This window comes from Flavobacterium sp. NRK F7 (genome assembly GCF_024054195.1).
In the GTDB taxonomy this organism is placed as follows: Bacteria; Bacteroidota; Bacteroidia; order Flavobacteriales; family Flavobacteriaceae; genus Flavobacterium.
Map to the genome: position 1 here is coordinate 1,139,978 of NZ_JAMXLB010000001.1, position 26,826 is coordinate 1,166,803.

At 33.1% G+C, this 26,826-nt stretch carries 18 protein-coding genes and 1 tRNA gene; 15 read left to right on the forward strand and 4 right to left on the reverse strand.

Annotated features, from left to right (window positions below; genetic code table 11):
• Positions 1-17 precede the first annotated feature (17 nt).
• Positions 18-3,227 (reverse strand): DUF2723 domain-containing protein, encoded by a 3,210-nt coding sequence (locus tag NHF47_RS04850; protein ID WP_252763878.1) that lies wholly within the window; start codon positions 3,225-3,227, stop codon positions 18-20.
• Between the two features lie 149 nt (positions 3,228-3,376).
• On the opposite strand from NHF47_RS04850, the gene NHF47_RS04855 reads away from it, so the two are divergent.
• Positions 3,377-3,447: transfer RNA gene (locus NHF47_RS04855), tRNA-Gln, on the forward strand.
• A 47-nt stretch (positions 3,448-3,494) separates the two neighbouring features.
• Here NHF47_RS04855 and NHF47_RS04860 read toward each other — a convergent pair.
• Positions 3,495-4,319: a universal stress protein gene (locus NHF47_RS04860; protein WP_252763879.1), complete on the reverse strand. Its 825-nt coding sequence runs from the start codon at positions 4,317-4,319 to the stop codon at positions 3,495-3,497.
• Positions 4,320-4,489: 170 nt separating this feature from the next.
• On the opposite strand from NHF47_RS04860, the gene rimP reads away from it, so the two are divergent.
• The 3 genes from rimP to infB are packed head-to-tail and all read left to right on the forward strand — an operon-like array spanning position 4,490 to position 9,096.
• Entirely contained in the window at positions 4,490-4,957 is a 468-nt protein-coding gene (rimP, locus tag NHF47_RS04865; protein WP_252766057.1) for a ribosome assembly cofactor RimP, read from the forward strand.
• Between the two features lie 13 nt (positions 4,958-4,970).
• Positions 4,971-6,209, forward strand: coding sequence for a transcription termination factor NusA (gene nusA, locus NHF47_RS04870; RefSeq protein ID WP_252763880.1), 1,239 nt, complete (start codon positions 4,971-4,973; stop codon positions 6,207-6,209).
• Between the two features lie 55 nt (positions 6,210-6,264).
• Positions 6,265-9,096 carry a translation initiation factor IF-2 gene (infB, locus tag NHF47_RS04875; protein WP_252763881.1) on the forward strand — a complete coding sequence of 944 codons (2,832 nt, stop codon included), beginning with the start codon at positions 6,265-6,267 and terminating at the stop codon, positions 9,094-9,096.
• A gap of 225 nt (positions 9,097-9,321) precedes the next feature.
• Here infB and NHF47_RS04880 read toward each other — a convergent pair whose 3' ends face one another.
• Together NHF47_RS04880 and NHF47_RS04885 are read right to left on the reverse strand one after the other, a co-directional pair.
• On the reverse strand, positions 9,322-11,520 hold the full coding sequence (locus tag NHF47_RS04880; RefSeq protein ID WP_252763882.1) for a TonB-dependent siderophore receptor: 2,199 nt from the start codon (positions 11,518-11,520) through the stop codon (positions 9,322-9,324).
• Positions 11,521-11,527: 7 nt separating this feature from the next.
• Positions 11,528-11,917, reverse strand: a complete 390-nt coding sequence (locus NHF47_RS04885) for an SPOR domain-containing protein (protein ID WP_252763883.1) — start codon at positions 11,915-11,917, stop codon at positions 11,528-11,530.
• Positions 11,918-12,135: 218 nt separating this feature from the next.
• Between NHF47_RS04885 and NHF47_RS04890 the strand changes: the two genes are divergently transcribed.
• The 11 genes from NHF47_RS04890 to queG all read left to right on the forward strand — a co-directional run bounded on the left by NHF47_RS04890 (position 12,136) and on the right by queG (position 26,787).
• Positions 12,136-13,452 (forward strand): c-type cytochrome, encoded by a 1,317-nt coding sequence (locus tag NHF47_RS04890; RefSeq protein ID WP_252763884.1) that lies wholly within the window; start codon positions 12,136-12,138, stop codon positions 13,450-13,452.
• A gap of 36 nt (positions 13,453-13,488) precedes the next feature.
• On the forward strand, positions 13,489-16,524 hold the full coding sequence (locus NHF47_RS04895) for a TAT-variant-translocated molybdopterin oxidoreductase (protein WP_252763885.1): 3,036 nt from the start codon (positions 13,489-13,491) through the stop codon (positions 16,522-16,524).
• Positions 16,525-16,554: 30 nt separating this feature from the next.
• Positions 16,555-17,964: an NrfD/PsrC family molybdoenzyme membrane anchor subunit gene (gene nrfD, locus NHF47_RS04900; RefSeq protein ID WP_140997241.1), complete on the forward strand. Its 1,410-nt coding sequence runs from the start codon at positions 16,555-16,557 to the stop codon at positions 17,962-17,964.
• 4 nt (positions 17,965-17,968) lie between these two features.
• Positions 17,969-18,493 (forward strand): DUF3341 domain-containing protein, encoded by a 525-nt coding sequence (locus NHF47_RS04905; protein ID WP_252763886.1) that lies wholly within the window; start codon positions 17,969-17,971, stop codon positions 18,491-18,493.
• Between the two features lie 8 nt (positions 18,494-18,501).
• Positions 18,502-19,047: a cytochrome c gene (locus NHF47_RS04910; RefSeq protein WP_252763887.1), complete on the forward strand. Its 546-nt coding sequence runs from the start codon at positions 18,502-18,504 to the stop codon at positions 19,045-19,047.
• A gap of 30 nt (positions 19,048-19,077) precedes the next feature.
• A complete protein-coding gene (locus NHF47_RS04915; RefSeq protein ID WP_252763888.1) occupies positions 19,078-20,430 on the forward strand; it encodes a quinol:cytochrome C oxidoreductase in 1,353 nt (450 codons plus the stop codon).
• Positions 20,431-20,449: 19 nt separating this feature from the next.
• Entirely contained in the window at positions 20,450-21,613 is a 1,164-nt protein-coding gene (locus NHF47_RS04920; protein WP_252763889.1) for a cytochrome c oxidase subunit II, read from the forward strand.
• Positions 21,614-21,640: 27 nt separating this feature from the next.
• Positions 21,641-23,410 carry a cbb3-type cytochrome c oxidase subunit I gene (locus NHF47_RS04925; RefSeq protein ID WP_252763890.1) on the forward strand — a complete coding sequence of 590 codons (1,770 nt, stop codon included), beginning with the start codon at positions 21,641-21,643 and terminating at the stop codon, positions 23,408-23,410.
• Between the two features lie 75 nt (positions 23,411-23,485).
• A complete protein-coding gene (ruvB, locus tag NHF47_RS04930) occupies positions 23,486-24,511 on the forward strand; it encodes a Holliday junction branch migration DNA helicase RuvB (RefSeq protein ID WP_252763891.1) in 1,026 nt (341 codons plus the stop codon).
• A gap of 9 nt (positions 24,512-24,520) precedes the next feature.
• Positions 24,521-25,855, forward strand: coding sequence for a cytochrome P450 (locus NHF47_RS04935; RefSeq protein WP_252763892.1), 1,335 nt, complete (start codon positions 24,521-24,523; stop codon positions 25,853-25,855).
• Positions 25,852-26,787 carry a tRNA epoxyqueuosine(34) reductase QueG gene (gene queG / locus NHF47_RS04940; protein ID WP_252763893.1) on the forward strand — a complete coding sequence of 312 codons (936 nt, stop codon included), beginning with the start codon at positions 25,852-25,854 and terminating at the stop codon, positions 26,785-26,787. The genes NHF47_RS04935 and queG overlap by 4 nt, the downstream gene beginning before the upstream one ends.
• Positions 26,788-26,826: the final 39 nt, after the last annotated feature.

Below are 26,826 nucleotides of genomic sequence, written 5' to 3' on the forward strand. Positions count from 1 at the left end.
ATGAGGTATGTTTAGTTTTATTCCATATCTCTGTCAAACTCAGGAAACATCTTGTTGTAATTATTGAATTTAACTTTTTCTTCATTATAAAAAGAGGTGTCATTCGCTCGTTTCATAATTTTTAAGAGACTTCTGTAGCGCTCAATATTTGAAATGATGACCATCATATCATCTCTTTCCATATTTGCTTTATTTAAGCCTTTGTAATAGGTTAATTCTTCTTGGTACTTCGTAATTAGCTTTTTAATGATTGCTTGTGCCTTTTCTTTTTTTCCAACTTCATAATAGCCTTCTGCAAATGGGTCTACTAGAGTATAGTACTCAAAATAATCAATTGGCATTTTTTCCATCGCCAAATCAATTATCTTTTCTGCCTGATTCATTTTGCCTTCATTAATTAAAGTTTCCATTAAACGAGCTAAATTCGTTCTATAGGTTATCCCGTTTTTACGCGTTTCTGGATCATAATACATATTTGTGTTTCCGCTATTGCCCCAATCCCATTTGCGAATAATGTTGTACATTTTGTCGGAGTCAATGAATCCCATTTCTAATGGATTTGGACCGTCATTATTCTTTTTGGTTTTAATCGGAACCAATTTAAAACACATAGCATCTAATTCCAGATAATCTTTCATCCATAAATAATCATCATCTCCAAAGCTACCACCAGTGAAATAAATAGGTCTTTCCCAATTATTTGCGTTAATAATATCTAACATCATTAATCTGTTTTTGTACAAAGCATCTCCTTTGATTTTGAATTCGATGTACGGTACAATTGAATCGTAATATTTTGGTGAAACAACTTTGTTTTTTATAATGGTTTCTTTATCAATCGGAATGATAATTTTATTCGATGGGAAATAATTTACAGATTGACCACTTCGTAGTTCGATTTTGGCTCTTTCATCTTCTAAAGATAGAAAACGAATTAGATCTTGTAAGAGTATAGAGTCTTTCGTTTTTTCAATAAAGAAACTATAATCTCTATTACTACCTTTATACAAGTCGCGAGACATAGTCAGTGGAATCGGATCAGATTCATACGCTTTTCTCCTCATTTGATCAATGTACCAATCGGTCATAAATAAACTCGTATTTACAATTCGAACATCCGTACGATAACCTTCAATTTCTTGTGCATACCATAAAGGGAAAGTGTCGTTGTCGCCTATCGTAAATAGAATGGCATTTTCATCACAAGAATCTAAATACGCTTTTGCGTTTGCTAATGCAGTGTATTTGTTAGCACGAGAATGATCATCCCAATTTTGAGAAGCCATAAGCACAGGTGCAGCTAATAAAGTTAATCCTAAAACAATAGGAATCGTAAGCTTTGGGCTCAGGTATTTTTTTATTCCATCATATAAAGAATAGACTCCAAAAGCAATCCACATTGCAAAAATATAGAAAGATCCAACTAAAGCATAGTCTCTTTCTCTAGGTTCAAATGGGCGTTCATTCAAATATACTTTTAGTGCTAAACCTGTAAATAAAAATAGAACAAGTAAAACGTAAAAACTTTTAATGTCTTTTTTTGCATGATATATGATACCAATTACTGCTAAAATAAAAGGTAAAAAGAAGTAGGTATTTCTTCCTTTGTTGTTCAACATGTCAGAAGTTAAATTGTCTTGAGAGCCTAAACGTATAGCATCTAAGGGTTTGATACCGCTAATCCAGTTTCCATCTGTATTGTCTCCTTTCCATTGATTGTCGCTTTGTCTTCCAGTGAAATTCCACATTAAGTACCTCCAATACATATAGCCAAATTGGTATTCAAACATGAATTTCATATTGTTAAAGAAGCTTGGTTTTTCAACGATTAAATAGTCTCCATATCCTTTTAAAAATTTATCATAATCTTCATAATCTAAACGGTGGCTGTTAAATGCACTTCTAAATTCAGCAACTATTTGAATCAATTCTTGTTCGTCTGCATATTCCGGCTTAATTCTGAAATCTAACGGTTCTGTAAATAGCATGTAATTTTCACTATGATCGCTACTCCACATTCTAGGCAAAAAAGCTTTGTGGTTGTCGTCAGTATTTTGATTGGCGTTTTTATAATTATTAGTAATTATATATTTTCCAGATTTGTAATCTCTTTCATAATTTGGTTTTCCATCTGTATAAGGATTATTTTCGTCTAATCCAGAATAACTATCAGAAAATTGAGGGCCATAAAAAAGATGCTGTTCTCCATATTGTTCTCTGTTGTAATAGGCTAAGACTTCAGCTGCATCAGAAGGTTTATTTTCATTTATAGGAGGATTTGCATTGGCTCTAATGGGGAGCATTAACCATGTTGAGAATCCAATTAATATGAATAAAACGGATAAAATAATGGTATTGTAAAACACATGACCTTTCGCTTTTGTATATCGCAAACCAAAATAAAATAAAGATAATAATACAAGGAAAGCAATTATAGTTCCTGAATTAAAAGGTAGTCCTAAGTTATTTACTGCAAAGATTTCTGTTTTTCCAAAAAAAGCTAAAGTATAGGGAAGTAATAATTTAAAAATAAAAAGCAAAATTGCAACTATGACCACATTAGCAATGAGGAAACTTTTTAAAGTAATATTTTTATATTTCTTGAAAAAATAAAGAAAACCAATGGCAGGTAAAGTTAATAATGTCATAAAGTGAACTCCAAATGATAATCCAATTACTAAGGATATAATTAAAAGCCATTTATTTCCTTTGGGCTTATCCATGTCTTGTTCCCATCGTAAGCCTAACCAAAATAAGATTGCAATTAAGAATGAAGCCATTGCGTATACTTCTGCTTCAACGGCATTGAACCAAAAACTATCTGAAAACGTAAATGCTAATGAAGCTACAAAGGCGCTACCTAAAATCATAATAGCGTTCTCTGTTGAGGCATTTTCTTCTTTTATAAAAATTCTTCTCATTAAAAGTGTCAGTGACCAAAACATGAACAGTATGGTAAAAGCACTTGAGAATACCGACATCATATTTACCATTAAAGCAATTTTTGAGGTACTGGTTGCAAACATGGCGAAGAAAGCACCTAACATTTGGAATAAGGGAGCACCTGGAGGATGTCCGATTTCGAGATTGGCAGAAGTAGCAATATATTCACCACAATCCCAAAAACTCATTGTAGGTTCAACGGTTAAAGAGAAAGTTACCAAAGCAATTGCAAAAGTGAGCCATCCAATAATCGTATTCCATTTTTTAAAATTAAATGCAGTCATAAAATGTATATTTGTCTTTTTTAATTTGTAATACAAAGAAACTACTTTTTTGTTAGTAGAAAAGATTTAAAATAAATTTTAATATTTTTTTTAGAAAAACTTGCAGATTAAAAAATATGTTTTAAATTTGCACTCGCATTCAGGAAATATGGCCCATGGTGTAATGGTAACACTCCGGTTTTTGGTACCGTCATTCAAGGTTCGAGTCCTTGTGGGCCAACAAAAAAAGCCTCTCATTTGAGAGGCTTTTTTTTATGTTTTTTTAAGTTATATTTTGAAGGTAATAACAGGTCTTTTAGCATGATTTACAAGATCTTCACTAATACTTCCATTAAAGAAGTGTGAAAGCCCTTTTCTTCCATGTGTGCTCATTCCAATAATATCTGCATCAATGCTTTTAGCGAAATGAAGGATTCCTTTCTCTACATTGATGTCGTTATAAATGTGTGTTGAAAAGCTATTGATGTTGAAATGTGAAACAAAATCATCCATGATTTTTTGCGCTACACGAGTTGATTTGAAATTGTTTGGGGTGTTTATGTTTACCAAATGAATGTGAGAATTAAATTTATTAGCGAAATCCACTACTTTTTCAAACGGACTTTTTATTTCGTCTGAAAAATCGGAAGCAAATACAAAATCTTTGGCACTAAAGTCGGTTTCTTCTCTTTTGATAACTAAAACGGGTATTTCGGCATTTCGAACTACTTTTTCGGTATTTGAGCCAATGAACATTTCTTGAAAACCACTTGCTCCGTGAGATCCCATTACAATTAAATCGGCATTGTGTGTTTTTTGATTGCTCATGATACCGTCAAATGCAATTTCAAACTGAATTACTTTTGTAGTTTTTATGCCTTGTAAATAAGGAGCGTTCATCAAATTGTCTAATTTGGCAATTGCAGCATTTTTAAAAAGCATTAGTTCGGGTATTTCGTGTGAAGAAGTTATAGCGTCATTTCCGGTAGTAGGAAGTTCTAACATGTGAATAAGTATAATTTCACTATCGTCTTTTTTGGCAATTTGAGCAGCAACTTTTAAGGCATATTCGGCATGTTTGGAAAAATCTGTGGGTACTAAAATTTTTTTCATAAAATATATTTTTTAGTTTGAATTGTAAAAGTTTACATCATAAAGTTACTGATTATATTCTAATTAAACAATTATTTTAAATTAAAAAAAATATTATGTATATTTGCATCGATTATTTATATAGTAGTTAAATAATGAGGCACGCAACGCGTGCCTCTTTTTATAAAAATATGACATTTAAAGAGGAAGTAAATCAATTGTTGCACAAAGCGCTTGAAGAGCGCCCTTCGCTTTTTTTGATTGATTTAAAAGTAGATGATGCCTATAAAATTAATATTATTTTAGATGGCGATAAAGGAGTTACTTTGCAAGATTGTATCGATGTGAATCGTGCTATAGATGCTAGTTTAGATGCCGAAAAATATGATTTTAGTATTGAAGTGGCTTCAGCAGGACTTTCGAGTCCGCTAAAGTTGGTGAGGCAGTATAAAAAGAATATTGGTCGTAATTTAAAAGTAAAAACAACTTCTTCTGAAGAAATTGAAGCCTTACTTACTGCTGCCGATGATAATGGTATTACATTAGAATGGAAAGCAAGAGAACCAAAAAAAATCGGAAAAGGGAAAGAAACAGTAGAAAAATCTGTAAATTTGCCTTATTCTGAAATTAAAGAAGCTACAGTAATAGTATTATTTTAAATAAAGAGTTGACATGGAAAATATTGCGTTAATAGAATCGTTTTCAGAATTTAAAGACGATAAGCTCATAGATAGAGTTACCTTAATGGCAATTTTAGAAGATGTGTTTAGAAATGCATTGAAGAAAAAATACGGTTCAGACGATAATTTCGATATTATTATCAATCCTGATAAAGGAGATATGGAGATTTGGAGAAATAGAACTGTTGTTGAAAATGGAGAGGTTGAAGATGAAAACTCTGAGATTTCATTAGCAGATGCAAGAAAAATTGAGCCCGATTTTGAAGTTGGTGAAGAGGTATCTGAAGAAGTGAAGTTGTTTCAATTAGGAAGAAGAGCTATTTTAGCACTTCGTCAAAACTTGATATCCAAGATTCATGAACATGATAATACCAATCTATATAAACAATTTAAAGATTTGGTTGGCGATATTTATACTGCAGAAGTGCATCATGTTAGACCAAAAATGGTTGTTTTGATGGATGATGATGGGAATGAAATAGTATTGCCTAAAGAAAAACAAATTCCAAATGATTATTTCAAAAAAGGAGATAATGTAAGGGGAATCATTGAGAGTGTTGAACTAAAAGGAAACAAGCCTCAAATTATGATGTCGAGAACCGCTCCTGAATTTCTTGAGAAATTATTTGAACAAGAAATACCTGAGGTCTTTGATGGTTTAATCAATGTTAAGAAGGTGGTGAGAATTCCTGGTGAAAAAGCAAAAGTAGCTGTGGATTCTTATGATGATAGAATTGATCCAGTAGGAGCTTGTGTGGGAATGAAAGGTTCTCGAATTCATGGTATCGTTCGTGAGTTAGGAAATGAAAATATTGATGTAATTAATTATACCAACAATGTTCAATTGTATATTACAAGAGCATTAAGTCCTGCTAAAGTTTCTTCCGTTAAAATTGATGAAGAAACTAAAAAAGCAGAAGTATTTTTAAAAGTTGAAGAAGTTTCTAAAGCCATTGGTCGTGGAGGATATAATATCAAATTAGCAAGTTTATTAACGGGTTATGAGTTGGATGTTATTAGAGAAGGTGTTGTTGAAGTTGACGACGTAGAATTAAGAGAGTTTTCAGATGAAATTGATGCTTGGGTAATTGAAGAATTTGAAAAGATTGGTTTAGATACAGCAAGAAGTGTTTTAGGTCAGGATGTAGAAGATTTAGTAAGAAGAACTGATTTAGAAGAAGAAACAATATTAGATGTTATTCGAATTTTAAAAGAAGAATTAGAAGATTAATTCTTAAAAATTGGACAACAACACACAAAACAAAAAGAATTAGAAAAAAGATTATATGTCTGACAAAAGAGTTATAAGAATCAATAAAGTTTTAAGGGAGTTAAACATTTCTCTAGATAGAGCTGTGGACTTTTTAAAAGAAAAGGATCATGAAATTGAAGCAAGTCCAAATGCTAAAATATCTCAAGAGGAATACGATGTCTTATGCAGTCAATTTTCTGCCGATAAAGGCAAGAAAGTAGCCTCTCTTGAAGTAAGTGAAGAAAAGAAAAAAGAGAAAGAAGCGCTTAAAAAAGAGCTAGAAAAAGAGGTTGAAATTAAACGTCAGCATGAAGAACTGCAAAAACAAGAAGTAATTAAAGCAAGAGCTTCTTTAGCAGGTCCTAAAGCGGTTGGAAAAATCGATTTAAATCCAAAAAAGGTAGAACCTAAACAAGAAACTCCCGTTGTTGAGGAAAAACCTGTCGTTGTTGAAGAACAAAAAGAAGAACCAAAAGTGGTGGCTGAAGAGCAGCCTAAAGTAGCGCCTGAAAAACCAGTTTTGAAGACAGTTGAAAAAGCGGTTGAAAAGGCTGAGCAACCTAAAGTGGTTACTAATTCTTCTGTTGAGAAAAACAATCCAACTCAAGAATCTACTGAGGATGATAAAATTGCAACCAATTATCAAAAACTTTCTGGAGCTACTTTTACTGGACAAAAAATTGATTTAAGTCAGTTCAATAAGCCTAAAAAGAAAATTGAACCACGTAAAGATATTAAAAAACCAGGGGATGCTAAAGGACCTAATGTAGGTGGAGCAAATAGCAGCAATAATAATAACAATTCGAATAAGAATAAGAGAAAGAGAATAACAAAACCAGTTCCTGGTGCAAATAATAATAACGCTACAGGACCCCAAGCTGGTGGAGGCGTTAAAAAAGATTTCTCTAAAGATCGTTTTAATAAAGGTAAAAAAGTTGTTGTTCAAAAAACGGAACCAACTGAAGAAGAAGTAAAAAACCAAATTAAAGAAACTCTTGAAAGACTTCAAGGGAAAGGTAAAAAAGGTTCTAAAGCGGCTAAATATAGAAAAGATAAAAGAGAATCACACCGTCAGCGTGTTGATGATGAGTTACAACAACAGGACTTAGAAAGTAAAATCTTAAAAGTAACCGAGTTTGTAACTGTAGGTGAGATTGCCTCTTTAATGGATGTGCCAATTACAAAAGTGATTGGAACGTGTATGTCACTTGGAATTATGGTTACCATGAATCAACGATTAGATGCTGAAACATTATCAATTGTTGCGGATGAATTTGGTTATGAAGTAGAGTTTATTACAACGGATATTGAAGAAGCTGCAGAAGTTATTGTAGATAATCCAGAAGATTTAGTACATAGGGCTCCAATCGTAACGGTAATGGGCCACGTAGATCATGGTAAAACATCTTTATTGGATTATATTCGTAAAGAAAATGTTATCGCTGGGGAGTCTGGTGGAATTACCCAACATATTGGTGCTTATGGTGTAGAATTAGATAACGGACAAAAAATTGCTTTCTTAGATACTCCTGGTCACGAAGCCTTTACGGCAATGCGTGCTCGTGGTGCTCAAGTTACAGATATTGCTATTATAGTAATTGCTGCTGACGACGATATCATGCCACAAACGAAAGAGGCGATTAGTCATGCACAAGCTGCTGGAGTACCCATGATTTTTGCCATTAATAAAGTGGATAAGCCAACCGCAAATCCAGAAAAAATTAAAGAAAAATTAGCAGGAATGAATCTGTTAGTAGAAGATTGGGGTGGTAAATACCAATCTCATGATATTTCTGCTAAAACAGGTTTAGGAGTAAAAGAATTATTAGAAAAAGTATTGTTAGAAGCTGAAGTTCTAGAATTAAAAGCGAATCCAAATAGAAATGCTCTAGGAACGGTTGTAGAAGCGCAATTAGATAAAGGACGTGGTTATGTAACTACCATTTTAGTACAAGCGGGTACTTTGAAAATTGGAGATTATATGTTGGCAGGTAAAAATCATGGTAAGATTAAAGCTATGTTTGATGAGCGTGGACATAATGTTACAGAAGCTGGACCTTCAACACCGGTATCAATTTTAGGTTTGGATGGAGCTCCTACTGCCGGTGATAAATTCAATGTATATGATGATGAAAGAGAGGCGAAACAAATTGCTGCAAAAAGAACGCAATTGCAACGTGAGCAATCGGTTCGTACGCAAAAGCACATTACATTAGCAGAAATTGGTCGTCGTATTGCTTTAGGTCAGTTTAAAGAATTAAACATAATTTTAAAAGGAGACGTAGATGGATCGGTAGAAGCGTTATCGGATTCCTTCTCTAAATTGTCTACCGAAGAAATTCAAATTAATATTATTCACAAAGGTGTTGGTGCCATCACTGAATCGGATGTATTATTAGCGTCTGCTTCTGATGCAATTATTATTGGGTTTAACGTGCGTCCGCAAGGAAATGCTAAAGCATTGGCTGAGAAAGAAGAAATTGATATCCGTAATTATTCTATTATTTATGCAGCTATCGATGATTTAAAAGATGCCATGGAAGGAATGCTTTCACCAGAATTAAAAGAAGAAATTACAGGTACTGCTGAAATTCGTGAGTTATTCAAAATTTCTAAAGTGGGAACTATTGCTGGATGTATGGTTACTGATGGTAAGATTTACCGAAATTCACAAATCCGTTTGATTCGAGAAGGGGTGGTTATCTACACGGGGGAATTAGCTACTTTAAAACGTTTTAAAGATGATGTTAAGGAAGTGTCAAAAGGATATGATTGTGGTATGCAGATTAAAAACTACAACGATCTTAAAGAGCTAGACTTAATTGAAGCTTTCCAAGAAGTAGAAGTGAAGAAAAAATTGAAATAAGAAATTTCATTTGATATAAAAAACCAAGCGATTTTAGCTTGGTTTTTTTATTTGATGGTATTGAAGAGTAGGTAATAGAGTAGGTTTTTCAATAGAGCCCTGATAGAAGCGATATCCTGTCATTGTAAGCGATTCTTTATATCAATGTAAATGTGGTACAATGACAGATTTAGCGGATAGCAGGAGGGATTTAAAACGAACTATTTTTTTTGTGCTCCCAAATGATTAAAAAGTATATTTTAAACCGCCATATATATTACGACCTGGAGCATTGATGCCAGATGCAAAAACACGGTACTGCGTATCTAGAATATTTTCTACACCTGCATATAATGTAGCATTTTTTAAAATAGTATAGCTGGCCTTTAAATTATAGGTTTCCCAAGCTGGCATTCCGCCTTCAGGAGCATATTGTTCATTATCTTCTCCATTTGGGAAATAATCTTTACTGTGTTTTTTACCATTATACAGCACATAAGCTTCTGCTTGCCATTTTCTTTTTTCATACTGCAATCCTAATTTACCAAAATAGGGTGAAATATGATCTAAAGGACGTTCTTGTTCTTCTACGATTCTTCCATAAGTATAATTGAAAGTTGCATTGAATTGTAAATTTTCTATAAGATAGCCTTTGATTAAAGTTGAAATTCCTGTAATATATGCTTTTCCTTTGTTTTGATTTGCTAAAACGATACTGGTTTCGCCGTTGTAATCGATAGTATTCTGACCTTGATAAGTAAAAGTATCCGTCACAATGGCGTCGTACATACGCGTGTAGAAATAGGTATGTTCCAATTTGAAACGCTTGTTATTCGATTGAATTACGAATCCTAAATCACCCGTAATGGTTTTTTCCGGACTCAAATCTTCATTAGGGACAATCAAAAAACCACCACCTGATTCAAATATTTTGCCAAAATCATCTATATTGGGTACTCGAAATCCAGAGGAGATATTCGCTTTTAATGCCACATTTTGTGAAGTGTTGTGTACAATACCTAGCGAACCACTGTAGGTGAAATTACCTTGTTTGATTTTAGAAAAAGGTAGTGGAAAATAGATGTCATCTGCAATGTTACTATTTAAAGTAGTGTAGCCTAAACGTCCACCAGCAGACCAAGCTGTTTTAGGGGTTGTTTTTTCAGTGTAGGAAACATACAAATCATTTCGAAACATATGATTGTCGCCATTAGGATAGCGCGAGTCTATACCATTTTGTTCACCTGTATTGCTATTTTGAGCATAAGCAGTCGATTGTAAAGTTTCAAAATAAGATTCAAAACCATAAAATAACTCTCCTTTGGTGAATTTTTTACTAAGATCAGTAGAAAAGGAGTATAGGTTTACGTTTTCTTCTCTATGTTGTAAATTATAATTGGAAAAACGTCGGTTATGACGACTTTCTTTCATGTTTTGGAAAGCTAATGCAAGCGTTAAATCGCTACCTAAAAAGGCCTTTTGTTTTTCTAATGTATAAGCCGTTAGTATGCGTTGTTGCGGACCATAATACCAAACTGCGTTTCGTAGACCTGTTGAAGAGGAAGGGTCAGTTAAACGATCGTATCTTGGAATGTTACTTGTAGTTGAAAATTGTAAATTTAACCCGTGTAAGTAACCTGATTCGGTTTTATAACTCAATTTTTGTAAGGCATTATATTGGGTGTAACCCGAAAACTTTTGTACATATTTGTCATCATTAGCTACTAATTGATCCACACCACTTATTGTAGCTACGTAAAAAGGTCTTTCTCCAAAATAATTTCCATGTGGGTTTTTTCTTTTCCCCATTTTTAAATCTCCAAAATCATTATAAGAGAAAATAGTTAAAGAAGCAAAGTTTTTTGTAGCGTAATTGAAGTCAAAAGAAACCGACTTTTCTTTGTTGACACTTCCGTAACGGGTGTTGATTTGACCCCAAATCGTTTTGTTAGATGTGTCAGAAAATGACGTTTTTTTGGTAGTCATATTTACAGTTCCTCCTAAAGCATCACTCCCGAAAAGAGTCGAAGTTGGACCGTAAAAAATGTCTACATTTTCTAACATGTTTTCGTCAATAGTGATTACATTTTGTAAATGACCTGTTCTGAAAATCAAATTATTCATTCTGAAACCATCTACTAAAAGTAACACACGACTCGCTTCAAATCCTCTAATTGCAGGGCTTCCACCTCCTTGTTGTGATTTTTGCACAAACAAAGAGCCCGAATTGGATAACATCTCAGCAGTGGACTGAAAGTTTTGAAATTCAATTTGTTTTTTAGAAATGGATTCTACTTGAATGGGTAGAATTTTTTTGTTTTTTGAAACCTTATTTGAAGTCACAATAACTTCTTCAAGACTTTTTGTGTTTATGGAGTCTTTTGTAGTTTGAGAATAGCTTAAAATGCTGGTAAAGAGAATACCAGTAAACAAAATTTTTTTCATTAGCAGTTTAACGATTGGGTTTAATTAAGAAAGCCATTGGGTATTTCTTTTTAATTTCTACCAAGTCTTTTTCTGCGTTAATTCTTAATTTGTATTTGCCTACCCATACTTTATAAGTTGGATTCGTGTATAAATAGGTAGCATCTATGTCTTTAAAGTCTTTTTTGAAGTTTACCAAAGTCTTTTTTGCAGCTTCTTTATCACCATAAAAAATTTGGATAGCGTAATTGTCATCCGAATCATTAGAAGCGTTTAAAAGTTGCTTTTCTTTTAACAATTTACTAAATCTTGGATCTTGAATTACAGTTGTTTTGTCATCTTGTGAAAAACTTTTAGAAGTAATAAATAAGCTAATGATAGCGATGTAAAAATAATTTATTGAAGTTAATTTTCTCATAATGAATAAAATTTAAAGCAAAAGTACAATAATCTAAACGAAACAAAATAGGATAAATTATTTAGAATAAATATAAATTACATTTTAAGATAAAATTAAGGTTTTTAGAATAGTTCTAATATCGTATTTTTGTCGGAGTTTAAAATAATGTATGCTTTTAAGGTGTAAGTTATATATCTAAAATCGTACCAAATCTAGTCGATAATCATTAATTAAATATGAAAAAGGTGGGTAACCATAAATCGTTTTCAAGGATTTTCTTCAGTTTAGCTTTAACGCTATCTTTTTCTTTATCTGTTTTTTCTCAAGATTCAACGTCAGTAGATGTTGCTGCTGCACCTGCTACAGGTGGTAATGCAGACGCAGGTAAAGCGCTATTTAATGCTAATTGTGCTGCTTGTCATGCTTTAGATAAAGTAATGACAGGGCCAGCTTTAAGAGGTGTCGCTGACAAGTATGACAAAGAATTTCTTTACAAGTGGATCAAAAACAACACAGAACTTATTAAAGCTGGTGATCCAACTGCGTTAAAAATTTACAATGAAAATGGTCAAAAAGCAATGACTATTTTTCCTCAATTATCTAATACAGATATTGATAACATTTTAGCGTATACTTCACAGCCTAAGCCAGAACCAGTAGTAACTACAACTCCTACAGGTGGTGGCGGAGCTACTTCAAATGATTCAGGAATTTCTAACAATGTAATTCTTGGAGCATTAGCATTAGTATTGACAATGTTAATCGTAATGTTGTTCTTAGTGAATAACGTATTAACAAAGATTGCTAAAGCAAATGGTATTGAGGTTCAAAAAGATAGTAAGTCGTTACCAATTTGGAAAGCGTTTATTAAAAACCAATTCTTATTAGTTGTTACGGCTATTTTATTCTTATTATTTGCAGCATATTTTGCTTATGGATATTTAATGCAAGTAGGTGTGGATCAAGGATATGAGCCAATTCAACCAATTCATTATTCGCACAGAATTCATGCTGGAGATAATGGTATAGATTGTAAATATTGTCACTCTGCAGCTCGTGTTGGTAAACACTCTAATATTCCTTCTTTAAATGTTTGTATGAACTGTCATAAAAATATTTCTGAAGTAGCAGAAGAGACTTTAGCAGAAGGAAACGAATATGGTGTAAATTATAATAACGAAATTCAAAAGTTATACAATGCTGTAGGTTGGGATAAAACTACTCAAACCTATACAGGTAAAACAGAGCCAGTAAAATGGATTAGAATTCATAATTTACCTGATTTTGTGTATTTCAACCACTCACAACACGTAACAGTTGCTGGGGTAGAATGTCAAACGTGTCATGGCCCAGTAGAAGAAATGGAAATCATGAGACAGCATTCTTCTTTAACTATGGGATGGTGTATTAACTGTCACAGAGAGACAAATGTTAAGGTTGAAGATAATGCATATTATGCAAAAATTCATGAAGAACTTTCTAAAAAGTATGGAGTTGAAAAGTTGACTGCAGCACAAATGGGAGGTTTAGAGTGTGGTAAATGCCACTATTAATTAATATAATTTAAGAAGCTAATATCAATATACAATATGGCATCAAACAAAAAATACTGGAAAAGTGTTGAGGAACTAAACGAAAATAGTTCTATTGTTGAGACGCTAAGAAACAATGAGTTTGTTGAACAAATTCCTGTTGATGAGTTTTTAGGAGACAAAGAAGCTTTATCAAGTAGTGCAACATCTCGTCGTGACTTTTTAAAATACGTTGGATTTAGTACAGCTGCTGCATCTTTAGCGGCTTGTGAAGGTCCAGTTGTGAAATCAATACCTTACGTAGTGCAACCAGAAGAAATTATTCCTGGAGTAGCTGATTTTTATGCAACTACTATTGCAGATGGTTATGATTTTGCAAATATTCTTATAAAAACACGTGAAGGTCGTCCAATTAAAGTTGAGAATAATAATTTAGAAGGAGCAAGAACAGGTGCGAATGCAAGAGTGCATGCTTCTGTACTTTCATTGTATGACAGTCTTCGTTTAAAACAACCAAAAATTGCTGGTAATAACGCAACTTGGGGTGAAGTAAACGCAAAAGTTAAGGCTGGTTTAGAAGAAGCTAATACACAAGGTGGTGCTGTGGTTCTTTTAACAAATACAATGGCAAGTCCTTCAACAGATGCTTTAATTGATGAGTTAAAAGCAAAATATCCTACAGTTAAGCATATTATTTACGATGCAGTATCGGATTCAAATGCATTAGATGCTTTTGAGCAAGTATACGGTGTTCGTGCTTTAGCAAATTATGATTTTTCTAAAGCAGATGTTATTGTTTCTGTTGGTGCTGATATTTTAGGAGATTGGCAAGGTGGTGGATATGATGCAGGCTATGCTAAAGGAAGAGTTCCTAAAAACGGAAAAATGTCCAAGCATATTCAAATTGAAGCAAATATGTCTCTTGCAGGGGCAAATGCTGATAAGAGAATGCCAATGACCATTTCTCAACAAAAATCGGCTTTGGCTGATATTTACAATGCTGTAGTTAATGGTGCAACTCCTAAAAATGCTGAAATAGCTAAAGTTGTGAATCAGTTAAAATCTGCTAAATCTAAAGGTGTAGTAGTTACTGGTTTGGATGATGTGAATGCGCAATTAGTAGTTTTAGCTATTAATACTGCTATTGCTTCTGAAGCATTTAATCCAACAAATGCTAAATTAGTAAGAAAAGGAAATGCTAAAGAAGTAAGTCAGTTAGTGGATTATATGAAAGCAGGAAAAGTACATACTTTAATAATGAGTGGTGTAAATCCTGTTTATACTTTACCAAATGCAAAAGACTTTTCTGAAGCACTTAAAAAAGTAAAATTATCAGTTTCGTTTTCAATGAAAGAAGATGAAACTGCTTCAATAACAACTATTGCAGCTGCAGCTCCTCATTATTTGGAGTCATGGTCAGATGTAACTATTGAAAGAGGACATTATAGTGTGGCTCAGCCAACAATTCGTCCATTGTTTGATACGAAACAATTCCAAGAAGCTTTATTAACTTGGACTGAAAATAGTGCTAGTTATTATGATTATTTAAAAGGATTTGCTTCTTCAAATGTAAGTGGAAAATCATGGAATCAAATGGTTCATGATGGTTTTGTAATGACTGAAGCTTTACCATTAGTGGCTAATACTGTTGATTTTTCTGTTGCAGCCTCTCAATTAGCAAAAGCTAAAAATGCAGGTTTAGATTTAGTGTTATATACTAAAACTGGAATGGGAGATGGTCAACAAGCAAACAACCCTTGGTTACAAGAGTTTCCAGATCCAATCACAAGAGTTTCTTGGGATAATTATGTTACCATTTCTAAAAAGGATGCGGAACGCTATGATTTGAAAAACTGGAATGTAGCTAACGGAGGAATGAACGGAAATTACGTTACTTTAAAAGTGGGTAATGTAACCTTGAATAATGTACCTGTGGTGGTTCAACCAGGACAAGCAGTTGGTACTTTAGGTTTGGCTTTTGGTTATGGTAAAAAAGCAGCCTTAAAACAAGAAATGCAAGTAGGAGTGAATGCTTATAGTTTGTATAAAAACTTAACAGCAAATCAAATTGTTTCTATTTCGAAAGAAGCTGGTGAGCATGAATTTGCTTGTGTTCAATTGCAAAAAACATTAATGGGTCGTGGTGATATTATCAAAGAAACGACTCTTGAAATATTTAATACAAAAGACGCTGAAGTTTGGAATCCTGTTCCAATGGTGTCTCTAGATCATCAAGAAACACCTACTACTGAAGTAGATTTATGGACTTCTTTTGATAGAACTATTGGTCACCATTTTAACTTGTCTATTGATTTAAATGCATGTACAGGATGTGGAGCATGTGTGATTGCATGTCATGCTGAAAATAATGTTCCTGTTGTAGGTAAATCTGAAGTGAGAAGAAGTAGAGATATGCATTGGTTGCGTATCGATAGATATTATTCTCATGAAGAGACATTCAGTGGTGATGTTGAATTAAAAGAAGGTACTTCTGGTTTATTAAATTCTGTAAGCACACTTTCAGAGATGGAAGACCCTTCAGAAAATCCCCAAGTGGCTTTCCAACCTGTAATGTGTCAACACTGTAATCACGCACCTTGTGAAACAGTTTGTCCAGTTGCAGCAACTTCTCACGGAAAAGAAGGTCAAAACCATATGGCTTACAATAGATGTGTTGGAACGCGATATTGTGCGAATAACTGTCCGTATAAAGTAAGACGTTTTAACTGGTTCTTATATAATAAAAACAGTGAGTTTGATTACCACATGAACAATGATTTAGGTCGTATGGTATTAAACCCTGATGTAAACGTACGTTCTCGTGGGGTAATGGAAAAATGTTCGATGTGTATTCAAAAAACACAGGCAACAAAACTTCAAGCAAAACGTGAAGGTAGATTAGTAAAAGATGGTGAATTCCAAACGGCTTGTTCTGCTGCTTGTACTAGTGGAGCAATGGTATTTGGTGATGTAAATGATAAAGAGAGTCAAGTGGCTAAATTAGCTGAAGACGAAAGAATGTATCATTTACTAGAGCATATTGGTACAAAACCAAATGTATTCTATCACGTTAAAGTAAGAAACGTTAAATAAGTATTAATTAAAGAAACAATATAAAGGATTATGTCGTCTCATTACGAAGCACCCATTAGAAAACCTTTAGTAGTAGGAAATAAATCTTACCACGATGTTACTGTTGATGTAGCTAGACCTGTAGAAGGAAGAGCGAATAAACAATGGTGGATTGTATTTTCAATTGCCTTAACCGCTTTCCTTTATGGATTAGGTTGTATGATTTATACCATCTCTACAGGGATTGGTACTTGGGGATTAAATAAAACTGTTGGTTGGGCATGGGATATCACTAACTTTGTTTGGTGGGTTGGTATCGGTCATGCTGGAACCTTAATCTCAGCTGTATTATTATTATTCCGTCAAAAATGGAGAATGGCGATTAACCGTTCAGCGGAAGCTATGACTATTTTCTCGGTAATGCAAGCAGGTTTATTCCCAATCATTCACATGGGACGTCCATGGTTAGGTTATTGGGTATTACCTATTCCAAATCAATTTGGATCGTTATGGGTTAACTTTAACTCTCCCTTACTTTGGGACGTATTTGCAATTTCAACGTATTTATCAGTTTCATTAGTTTTCTGGTGGACTGGTTTATTGCCTGACTTTGCTATGTTACGTGATAGAGCTATTACACCATTTACAAAAAGAATCTACTCAACTTTGTCTTTTGGATGGAGTGGTAGAGCAAAAGATTGGCAACGTTTTGAAGAAGTATCATTAGTTTTAGCAGGTTTAGCTACACCTCTTGTACTTTCTGTACATACAATTGTATCTTTTGACTTCGCAACTTCAGTAATTCCTGGTTGGCATACAACAATCCTTCCTCCTTACTTCGTAGCTGGAGCAATTTTCTCAGGATTCGCAATGGTAAATACGTTATTGATTATCATGAGAAAAGTATCGAATCTAGAAGAATACATTACCATTCAACATATTGAATTAATGAATATCATTATTATGATTACAGGTTCAATCGTGGGTTGTGCATATATAACAGAGTTATTTATTGCTTGGTATTCAGGTGTAGAATATGAACAATATGCTTTCTTGAATAGAGCTACGGGACCTTACTGGTGGTCTTATTTCTTAATGATGACTTGTAATGTTTTCTCACCACAATTTATGTGGTCTAAGAAATTAAGAACTAGTATTGCTTTCTCATTTATTATTTCAATTGTTGTAAACGTAGGAATGTGGTTTGAACGATTCGTAATTATCGTTACTTCATTACATAGAGATTATTTACCATCATCTTGGACAATGTTTCAGCCTACATTTGTAGATGCAGGAATTTTTATTGGAACTATTGGTTTCTTCTTTGTATTGTTTTTATTATACTCTAGAAGTTTCCCTGTTATTGCTCAAGCTGAAGTTAAGACTATCTTAAAATCATCTGGTGATAATTACAAGAGAGAAAGAGAAGAACACGGACATAATCATTCAGACAATCATTAATATCATGAGTAATAAAGTTATACACGCTATATATAATGATGATGATGTTTTAATGGATGCTGTTAAACAAACAAGAGCAGCACATCATCATATTGAAGAAGTTTACACACCTTTTCCAGTACATGGATTGGATAAAGCTATGGGATTAGCTCCAACAAGAATTGCAATAGCTTCATTTTTGTATGGATTAGTTGGTTTATCAATCGCAACTACTATGATGCGTTTCATCATGATTGTAGATTGGCCTCAAGATATTGGAGGTAAACCAAGTTTTAGTTACATCGATAATATGCCAGCATTTGTTCCAATTATGTTTGAGATGACGGTGTTTTTTGCAGCTCACTTAATGGTAATTACTTTTTATATGAGAAGTAAATTATGGCCTTTCAAAAAAGCTGAAAATCCAGATGTAAGAACTACAGATGATCATTTTTTAATGGAAGTTGGTGTTCACGGAAACGAAGATGATATGGTTTCGTTTTTTAAATCAACTGGAGCTGTAGAAGTTAAAGTAATTGAAAAGCATTAATACAAGATATGAAAAGCTTATATAAAATAGTAGCAATAGCAGGTTTCTCTTTCATGGTAACTTCTTGCCATGATGATGCAAAGCCTAACTATCAGTTTTTTCCAAATATGTATGAAGCCGTTCCTTATGAAACGTATTCTGAGCATGAAGTGTTTAAAAATGGTAAAGAAGGACAGTTGCCTGCACCAGGTACCATAAAAAGAGGGTTTGTTACTTACGAAATTCCTAATACAACTGAAGGTTATGCTTTGGCTAAGGAAACTTTAAAATCGCCATTAGATTCTTTATCTCGTAATCCTGAAAATGGAAAAGCATTATTCAATATTTATTGTGCTATTTGTCATGGAGAAAAAGGAGATGGTAAAGGAAATTTAGTAAAAAGAGAGAAATTCTTAGGGGTTCCTAGCTATAAAGATAGAGAAATAACAGAAGGAAGTATTTATCACGTAGTAACTTATGGATTAAATTCTATGGGTTCACATGCTAATCAATTAACGCAAGAAGAGAGATGGCAAGTTGCTGATTACGTTTTAAAACTGAAGTCCGAATTATAATTGTAAAACACTTTTTTGAAAATTATTAATATGTATACGTTTTCAAGTAAATTAAAAACTTTTTCAATTGTCCTAATGGTTTTAGGAATCATAGGAATTGGTATTGGTTTTATGACTGTGCCAAATAAAGAAGAAGTTAAAGAAATGATAGAAAATGCTCATGATGGTCATCATGGAAAAGCAACAGCTCATGATTCACATGCAACACATCATGAGGTAGCTCCAGCTTCTCATGATACACATAAATCTGAGGTGAAACACGAAACAAATGAGCACGATGCTCATATTGACCATGTTTTGCATCAACAACAAAATAAGCCGTGGTCTGCGTTTTATGTTGCTTGTATCTTTTTCATGTTGTTAACAGTTGGAGTTCTTGCTTTTTATGCTATTCAACAAGCAGCTCAAGCAGGTTGGTCTCCTATTTTATTCAGAGTAATGGAGGGTATTACTGGTTACCTATTACCAGGTTCTATCATATTTTTCGTAGTATTACTTCTTTCTGGTTTTCATATGAATCATTTATTTGTATGGATGGATGAATCAGTAGTTGCAAAAGATCATTTATTACAGGCTAAAGCTGGATATTTAAATGTTCCTTTCTTTTTAATAAGAGCAGTTATCTTTTTAGGAGGTTGGAATCTTTACAGATATGTTTCAAGAAAAAACTCTCTTGCTCAAGATGAATCTAATGATATTAGCAATTATAAAAAGAACTTTAAATGGGCAGCTGGATTCCTAGTTTTCTTTATAGTATCTGAATCTATTATGTCTTGGGATTGGATTATGTCTGTTGATCCACATTGGTATAGTACATTATTCGGATGGTATGTATTCGCAAGTTTCTTCGTAAGTGGAATTACAACGATTGCTTTAATTACTTTATATTTAAAATCTAAAGGATATTTAGAATATGTAAATACAAGTCATATTCATGATTTAGCTAAATTCATGTTTGGTATTAGTATATTCTGGACGTATTTATGGTTTTCTCAATTTATGTTAATTTGGTATTCTGATATTCCTGAGGAGGTTACTTATTTCGTATTTAGAATTGAAAACTATAAACTACCATTTTTTGGTATGCTTGTTATGAATTTTGTATTCCCATTATTAATTTTAATTAATACAGATTTCAAGCGTTTATCATGGATTGTGGTAATGGCAGGAATTGTAATTCTTTGTGGACATTACATTGATTTTTATAATATGATTATGCCAGCTACTGTAGGTGATCAATGGTTTATCGGAGTTTCTGAATTAGGTTCAATAGCTTTCTTTTTAGGGTTGTTTATTTTTGTAGTATTTACTACTTTATCTAAAGAGTCTTTAATAGCGAAGGGTAATCCTTTGATGGAAGAAAGCAAACATTTTCATTATTAATATTTAAAGAAATAAACAAATGACAAGTTTATTGATATTCTTTGTTTTAGTTTTAATTGGAATTGCTATTTGGCAATTGACTAAAATATTCGATTTAACTCAAGTAGGTTCAAATTCAGGTGATTCTGAAGTTGCAAACGATAAAGATAATAGTATTAATGGATACTTAATGTTTGCTTTTGTTGGTTTTATCTACATCTTTACTATTTATTCATTGGTAAAATGGAGTGATTTAGTATTAGGTACACCTGCATCAGAACATGGCGCGGAAGTAGATAATCTAATGGCTATTTCAATGTACTTAATTTTCTTTGTACAAACAATAACACAATTTTTATTACACTATTTTACTTTTAAATATAGAGGTAAACAAGGTCAAAAAGCTTTATATTTTGCTGACAATAATAAATTAGAAGCAATTTGGACAATTATCCCTGTGATTGTTTTAGCAGGTTTAATTTTATACGGTTTATATACATGGAATAACATCATGTATTATGACGATGAGGAAGAAGTAATTTATGTAGAGTTATATGCGAAGCAATTTGGTTGGGAAGTAAGATATTCTGGTGAAGATAATACACTAGGTAAAGCTAATGTTAGATTTATTGAAGGGGTAAACACTTTAGGAGTTGATCTTTCTGATCCTGCTGCCCAAGATGATAAAGTCGTAAATGAACTGCATTTACCAAAAGGTAAAAAAATTGTTTTCAAAATGCGTTCTCAAGACGTGCTTCACTCAGCTTATATGCCTCATTTTAGAGCACAAATGAACTGTGTTCCAGGAATGATAACTCAGTTTGCGTTTGTTCCTAATATGACTACAGCTGAGATGCGTGAAGACGAAGCAATTATTGCAAAGGTTGATAAAATAAATAAAATTAGAGCTAAAAAGAGCATCGATTTAGTTGCCAAAGGGGAAGAAGCTTTAGAGCCTTATACTTTTGATTATTTACTTTTATGTAACAAAATTTGTGGGGCTTCTCATTACAATATGCAAATGAAAATTGTAGTTGATACACCTGAAGATTTTAAAACATGGTTAAGCGAAAAACCAACTCTTTCTTCTCAATGGGCTGAAGCAAATGCGCCAGCACCAGCTCCAACACCAGAAGTAGAAGTAACAGAGCCTATGGATGTTGTAATAGATACTACAAAAGTTGTAGCTCAAATTATTAAATAGATTAAGATATTAAAATAATATAAGATTATGTCAGCACACGAACACGGTCATCATAAAGAAACATTTATTACTAAATATATTTTTAGTTTAGATCATAAGATGATTGCTAAGCAATACCTGATTACAGGTTTAATAATGGGAATTGTGGGAGTTTTACTTTCTATTTTGTTCCGTATGCAAATTGCTTGGCCAGAACAATCTTTTGGTATATTTAAATTTCTTTTAGGTGAAAATTTTGCACCTGGAGGTGTAATGCGTAACGATATTTACCTTGCTTTAGTTACAATACACGGAACAATTATGGTTTTCTTTGTATTAACTGCTGGATTGAGTGGTACATTTAGTAACTTACTTATTCCTTTGCAAATTGGAGCAAGAGATATGGCGTCAGGATTTATGAACATGCTTTCTTACTGGATGTTTTTCATTTCTTCAGTAATTATGTTGGCTTCCTTATTTATTGAGTCTGGGCCAGCTTCTGCAGGTTGGACAATTTATCCACCATTAAGTGCGCTTCCACAAGCTATTCCTGGTTCAGGATTAGGTATGACTTTATGGTTAGTTTCTATGGCTATATTTATTGCTTCTTCTTTAATGGGATCATTAAATTATGTAGTAACAGTAATTAACTTAAGAACAAAAGGGATGACGATGACAAGATTACCTCTAACAGTTTGGGCATTTTTCGTTACAGCTATTATTGGTATTATCTCTTTCCCCGTTCTTTTTTCAGCAGCATTATTATTAATCTTTGATAGAAGCTTTGGTACTTCTTTCTTCTTGTCTGATATTTTTATTCAAGGAGAAGTGTTACATTATCAAGGAGGTTCACCAGTATTGTTTGAACATTTATTCTGGTTTTTAGGACATCCAGAGGTTTATATTGTATTGTTACCTGCATTGGGTATTACTTCTGAAATTATAGCAACGAACTCTAGAAAACCAATTTTTGGTTATAGAGCAATGATAGCTTCTATATTAGCAATTGCTTTCTTATCTACAATTGTTTGGGGTCACCACATGTTTATATCAGGTATGAATCCATTTTTAGGATCGGTATTTACATTTACAACCTTATTAATTGCCATTCCATCAGCCGTTAAAGCATTTAACTATATTACCACACTATGGAAAGGTAATTTACAGCTTAATCCAGCCATGTTGTTCTCTATTGGTTTGGTTTCTACTTTTATTACGGGTGGTTTAACGGGTATTATTCTTGGAGATTCTACATTAGACATTAACGTTCATGATACTTATTTCGTAGTTGCTCACTTCCACTTAGTAATGGGTATATCTGCATTATATGGTTTCTTTGCAGGTGTATATCATTGGTTCCCTAAGATGTTTGGTAAGATGATGAACAAAACTTTAGGATATGTTCACTTTTGGGTAACTGCTGTTTGTGCTTATGGTGTGTTTTTTCCAATGCATTTTATAGGTATGGCTGGTTTACCAAGACGTTATTATACTAATTCTGCTTTTCCGTTATTTGATGAGTTAGCAGATGTGAATGTTTTAATTACTGTTTTTGCTATTGTAGGAGCTGTATTCCAAGTAGTTTTCTTCTGGAATTTCTTCTATAGTATTTTCTATGGTAAAAAAGCCTCTCAAAACCCTTGGAGATCTAATACTTTAGAATGGACTACACCTGTTGAACATATTCATGGTAACTGGCCAGGTGAAATTCCTGAAGTACACCGTTGGGCTTATGATTATAGCAAACCAGGTCATGATGAAGATTTCGTATCTCAAATTACTCCAATGAAAGAAGGAGAAGAAGAGTTACATCATTAAGATTTTATAGATATAATTAAAAACCTTTCCAATTTGGAAAGGTTTTTTGTTTTTAACTTTGCTTATCTTTGCGATATGAATGAAAATTTAGATCCTAATAAAGAACGATTTTCTCCACAGGAAATTGATATTGAAAAAGCATTACGCCCATTATCTTTTGATGATTTTGCAGGTCAGGATCATGTTTTGGAAAATTTAAAAGTTTTCGTTCAGGCGGCTAATCAAAGGAATGAAGCTTTAGATCACGCGTTATTTCACGGTCCTCCAGGTCTTGGAAAGACTACTTTAGCTAATATATTAGCCAATGAATTAGGGGTTGGTATTAAAATTACATCCGGACCTGTTTTAGATAAACCAGGAGACTTAGCTGGGTTATTAACCAATCTCGAAGAAAGAGATGTTTTGTTCATAGATGAAATTCATCGTTTGAGTCCTATAGTTGAAGAATATTTGTATTCTGCAATGGAAGATTACAAAATTGACATTATGATAGAGAGCGGACCAAATGCACGAACGGTTCAAATTAATCTCAACCCATTTACATTAGTTGGTGCTACTACACGTTCTGGCTTATTAACCGCACCAATGCGTGCCCGTTTTGGTATCCAAAGTAGGCTACAATATTATAATACAGAATTATTAGCTACAATTATCGAGCGTAGTGCTTCCATATTACGTGTTGAAATAGATTTGGACGCAGCTATTGAAATAGCCGGTAGAAGTCGAGGTACTCCTCGTATCGCAAATGCATTATTAAGAAGAGTGCGAGATTTTGCTCAGATTAAAGGTAATGGTAGAATTGATGTCGAAATTACTAAATATGCTTTAAAAGCGTTGAATGTAGATGCGAATGGTTTGGACGAAATGGACAATAAAATTCTATCCACCATTATTGATAAATTTAAAGGAGGTCCAGTAGGTTTAACCACTTTAGCGACAGCAGTTTCTGAAAATGGTGAAACAATTGAGGAAGTTTACGAACCTTTCCTAATACAAGAAGGGTTTATAATGAGAACACCTAGAGGTAGAGAAGTGACTGAAAAGGCTTATCGTCATTTAGGAAAGATAAAAAGCAATATTCAAGGAGGTCTTTTTGAATAATAAATTGATATGAGTTCTGTAAAAAACATTCCTGAAGTATCCTTGCCTAAATTTATTAGGCATTCTCTTTCTATATTAAGAAATCCACTTCCTTTTCATAGAGCAAACTTTAATCAATATGGAAATTCATTTCGTTTAAATGTGGGTTTTGGAAAATCGGTAATTTTTACACGAGATGCAGAATTATTGAGTTATGTTTTGCAAAAGAATCAAAAGAATTACCTAAAATCGCCTATTCAAACTAGAGATTTAGCAAAGTATATTGGAAAAGGACTGTTGACAGCAGAAGGTGAAAAATGGCAAAAACAAAGAAGACTGATTCAACCTGCTTTTCATAAAAGCCAATTGATACAATTGCTAGATACGATTCAAAGAACTATAGATAGTGAGTTAGATCAAATTAAAACGGATAAACCTTTTGATATTTTTCCAATCTTTAATGATTTAGCTTTTCAAACGGTTGTAAAATCTTTATTTAGTTCTGAAATTGAAGATGCAGCTATTAAACAATTACAGCATACAACTGAAATCACTCAAAAAATGTTAGTTAAAGAGTTGCGACAACCTTATTTAGGTTGGTGGTTCAAACTCTCAGGGAAAATAAAATTTCACATTAATTTAATTGATCAATCTAGAGCTATTTTGCATAAAGTGGTAACCCAAAGAAAGCAAAGTGGAATGAGGTATAATGATTTGTTAGACATGCTTTTAGATGCTAGATATGAGGATGGCTCTTCTATGGAAGAAACTCAATTATTAGATGAGATTTTAATTTTATTTGCTGCAGGACATGAAACAACTTCTAATGCACTGACATTTACTTGTGAATTATTAGCGAGACATCCTCAAGCACAATTGAAGATTTTGGAGGAAATTCAAAAAAATAAAAAGGAGTCATTCGATTTAATGGATAGAATTAGCCATGCAACTTATACCAAATGGGTTATTCAAGAAGCCATGCGGTTATATCCGCCAGCTTATTTTATTGATAGAGTGAACAAAGAAGAAGATTCTTTTCAGGAACTTGTATTACCTAAAGAATCTAATCTATTGTTTTCAGTTTATGAAATTCATCGTCACCCTGATTTTTGGACTAATCCAGAAGCATTTATTCCTGAACGTTTTTCGGATGAAACTGTAAAATTTTCTAAGAATTATTATCCATTTGGAGCAGGACAACGCATGTGTATTGGGAATAATTTTGCTATGTACGAAATGATTTTAGCTATACTGAGTGTTGTAGAACGGTATGAGATTGTGGAGAAAAAATCCCCAATTCAAATAAAACCTTTAATTACTTTAAAACCTTTTGAATCCATTTTAGAATTTAAAAAAAGAGCATGAGCCTCAAAGAGAAATATACAGCTTTTATTAAACAGGAAGCAAATCGCCTAGGTTTTCTATCTTGCGGAATTTCAAAAGCAGGCTTTTTAGAGCAAGAGGCACCACGTTTGGAAAATTGGTTAAACCAAAACAGACATGGAAAAATGACTTATATGGAAAATCACTTTGATAAGCGTTTAGATCCAACCTTATTAGTGGATGATGCTAAAAGTGTAATTTCGTTGTTGCTTAATTATTATCCTGCTGAAGAAGTATCAAAAAAACAAGAAAAAGATTCATATAAAATTTCTAAATATGCTTACGGTCAAGATTATCATTTTGTTATTAAGGGAAAATTAAACGAATTGTTAAGTGTTATTCAAGAAAAAATTGGAGAAGTAAGTGGTAGAGCTTTTGTAGATTCCGCACCCGTTCTAGACAAGGCTTGGGCTGCAAAAAGTGGATTAGGATGGATTGGAAAAAATGCTAATTTAATTACTCAAAAGGTAGGGTCATTCTATTTTATTGCAGAATTAATTATTGATTTAGAATTGGAATATGATGTCGCTACTACGGATCATTGTGGAACCTGTACTGCTTGTATCGATGCTTGCCCTACAGAAGCTATTGTTGCCCCTTATGTGGTAGATGGTAGTAAATGTATTTCTTATTTTACCATTGAACTTAAAGATAATTTACCAGTAGATATGAAAGGGAAATTTCAAGATTGGGTTTTTGGTTGTGATGTATGTCAAGATGTTTGTCCATGGAATCGCTTTGCAAAGCCTCACAATGAACCGCTTTTTCATCCGAATGAATCACTTTTGAACTTTACTAAAAAAGATTGGCAAGAAATTACAAAAGAAACTTTTACTAAAGTATTTCAAAAATCTGCTATTAAAAGGACTAAGTTCGAGGGGTTTCAACGGAATATTACTTTTCTTAAGGACTAAAAAGTGAAGAAATAGTGAAGCAAATTATTTATATTTGAC

What these genes read in the sequence shown, in the direction of transcription:
- NHF47_RS04850 (WP_252763878.1), bottom strand. Translation starts at nt 3,227, where the DNA reads ATGACTGCATTTAATTTTAAAAAATGGAATACGATTATTGGATGGCTC.
- NHF47_RS04860 (WP_252763879.1), bottom strand. Translation starts at nt 4,319, where the DNA reads ATGAAAAAAATTTTAGTACCCACAGATTTTTCCAAACATGCCGAATAT.
- rimP (WP_252766057.1), top strand. Translation starts at nt 4,490, where the DNA reads ATGACATTTAAAGAGGAAGTAAATCAATTGTTGCACAAAGCGCTTGAA.
- nusA (WP_252763880.1), top strand. Translation starts at nt 4,971, where the DNA reads ATGGAAAATATTGCGTTAATAGAATCGTTTTCAGAATTTAAAGACGAT.
- infB (WP_252763881.1), top strand. Translation starts at nt 6,265, where the DNA reads ATGTCTGACAAAAGAGTTATAAGAATCAATAAAGTTTTAAGGGAGTTA.
- NHF47_RS04880 (WP_252763882.1), bottom strand. Translation starts at nt 11,520, where the DNA reads ATGAAAAAAATTTTGTTTACTGGTATTCTCTTTACCAGCATTTTAAGC.
- NHF47_RS04885 (WP_252763883.1), bottom strand. Translation starts at nt 11,917, where the DNA reads ATGAGAAAATTAACTTCAATAAATTATTTTTACATCGCTATCATTAGC.
- NHF47_RS04890 (WP_252763884.1), top strand. Translation starts at nt 12,136, where the DNA reads ATGAAAAAGGTGGGTAACCATAAATCGTTTTCAAGGATTTTCTTCAGT.
- NHF47_RS04895 (WP_252763885.1), top strand. Translation starts at nt 13,489, where the DNA reads ATGGCATCAAACAAAAAATACTGGAAAAGTGTTGAGGAACTAAACGAA.
- nrfD (WP_140997241.1), top strand. Translation starts at nt 16,555, where the DNA reads ATGTCGTCTCATTACGAAGCACCCATTAGAAAACCTTTAGTAGTAGGA.
- NHF47_RS04905 (WP_252763886.1), top strand. Translation starts at nt 17,969, where the DNA reads ATGAGTAATAAAGTTATACACGCTATATATAATGATGATGATGTTTTA.
- NHF47_RS04910 (WP_252763887.1), top strand. Translation starts at nt 18,502, where the DNA reads ATGAAAAGCTTATATAAAATAGTAGCAATAGCAGGTTTCTCTTTCATG.
- NHF47_RS04915 (WP_252763888.1), top strand. Translation starts at nt 19,078, where the DNA reads ATGTATACGTTTTCAAGTAAATTAAAAACTTTTTCAATTGTCCTAATG.
- NHF47_RS04920 (WP_252763889.1), top strand. Translation starts at nt 20,450, where the DNA reads ATGACAAGTTTATTGATATTCTTTGTTTTAGTTTTAATTGGAATTGCT.
- NHF47_RS04925 (WP_252763890.1), top strand. Translation starts at nt 21,641, where the DNA reads ATGTCAGCACACGAACACGGTCATCATAAAGAAACATTTATTACTAAA.
- ruvB (WP_252763891.1), top strand. Translation starts at nt 23,486, where the DNA reads ATGAATGAAAATTTAGATCCTAATAAAGAACGATTTTCTCCACAGGAA.
- NHF47_RS04935 (WP_252763892.1), top strand. Translation starts at nt 24,521, where the DNA reads ATGAGTTCTGTAAAAAACATTCCTGAAGTATCCTTGCCTAAATTTATT.
- queG (WP_252763893.1), top strand. Translation starts at nt 25,852, where the DNA reads ATGAGCCTCAAAGAGAAATATACAGCTTTTATTAAACAGGAAGCAAAT.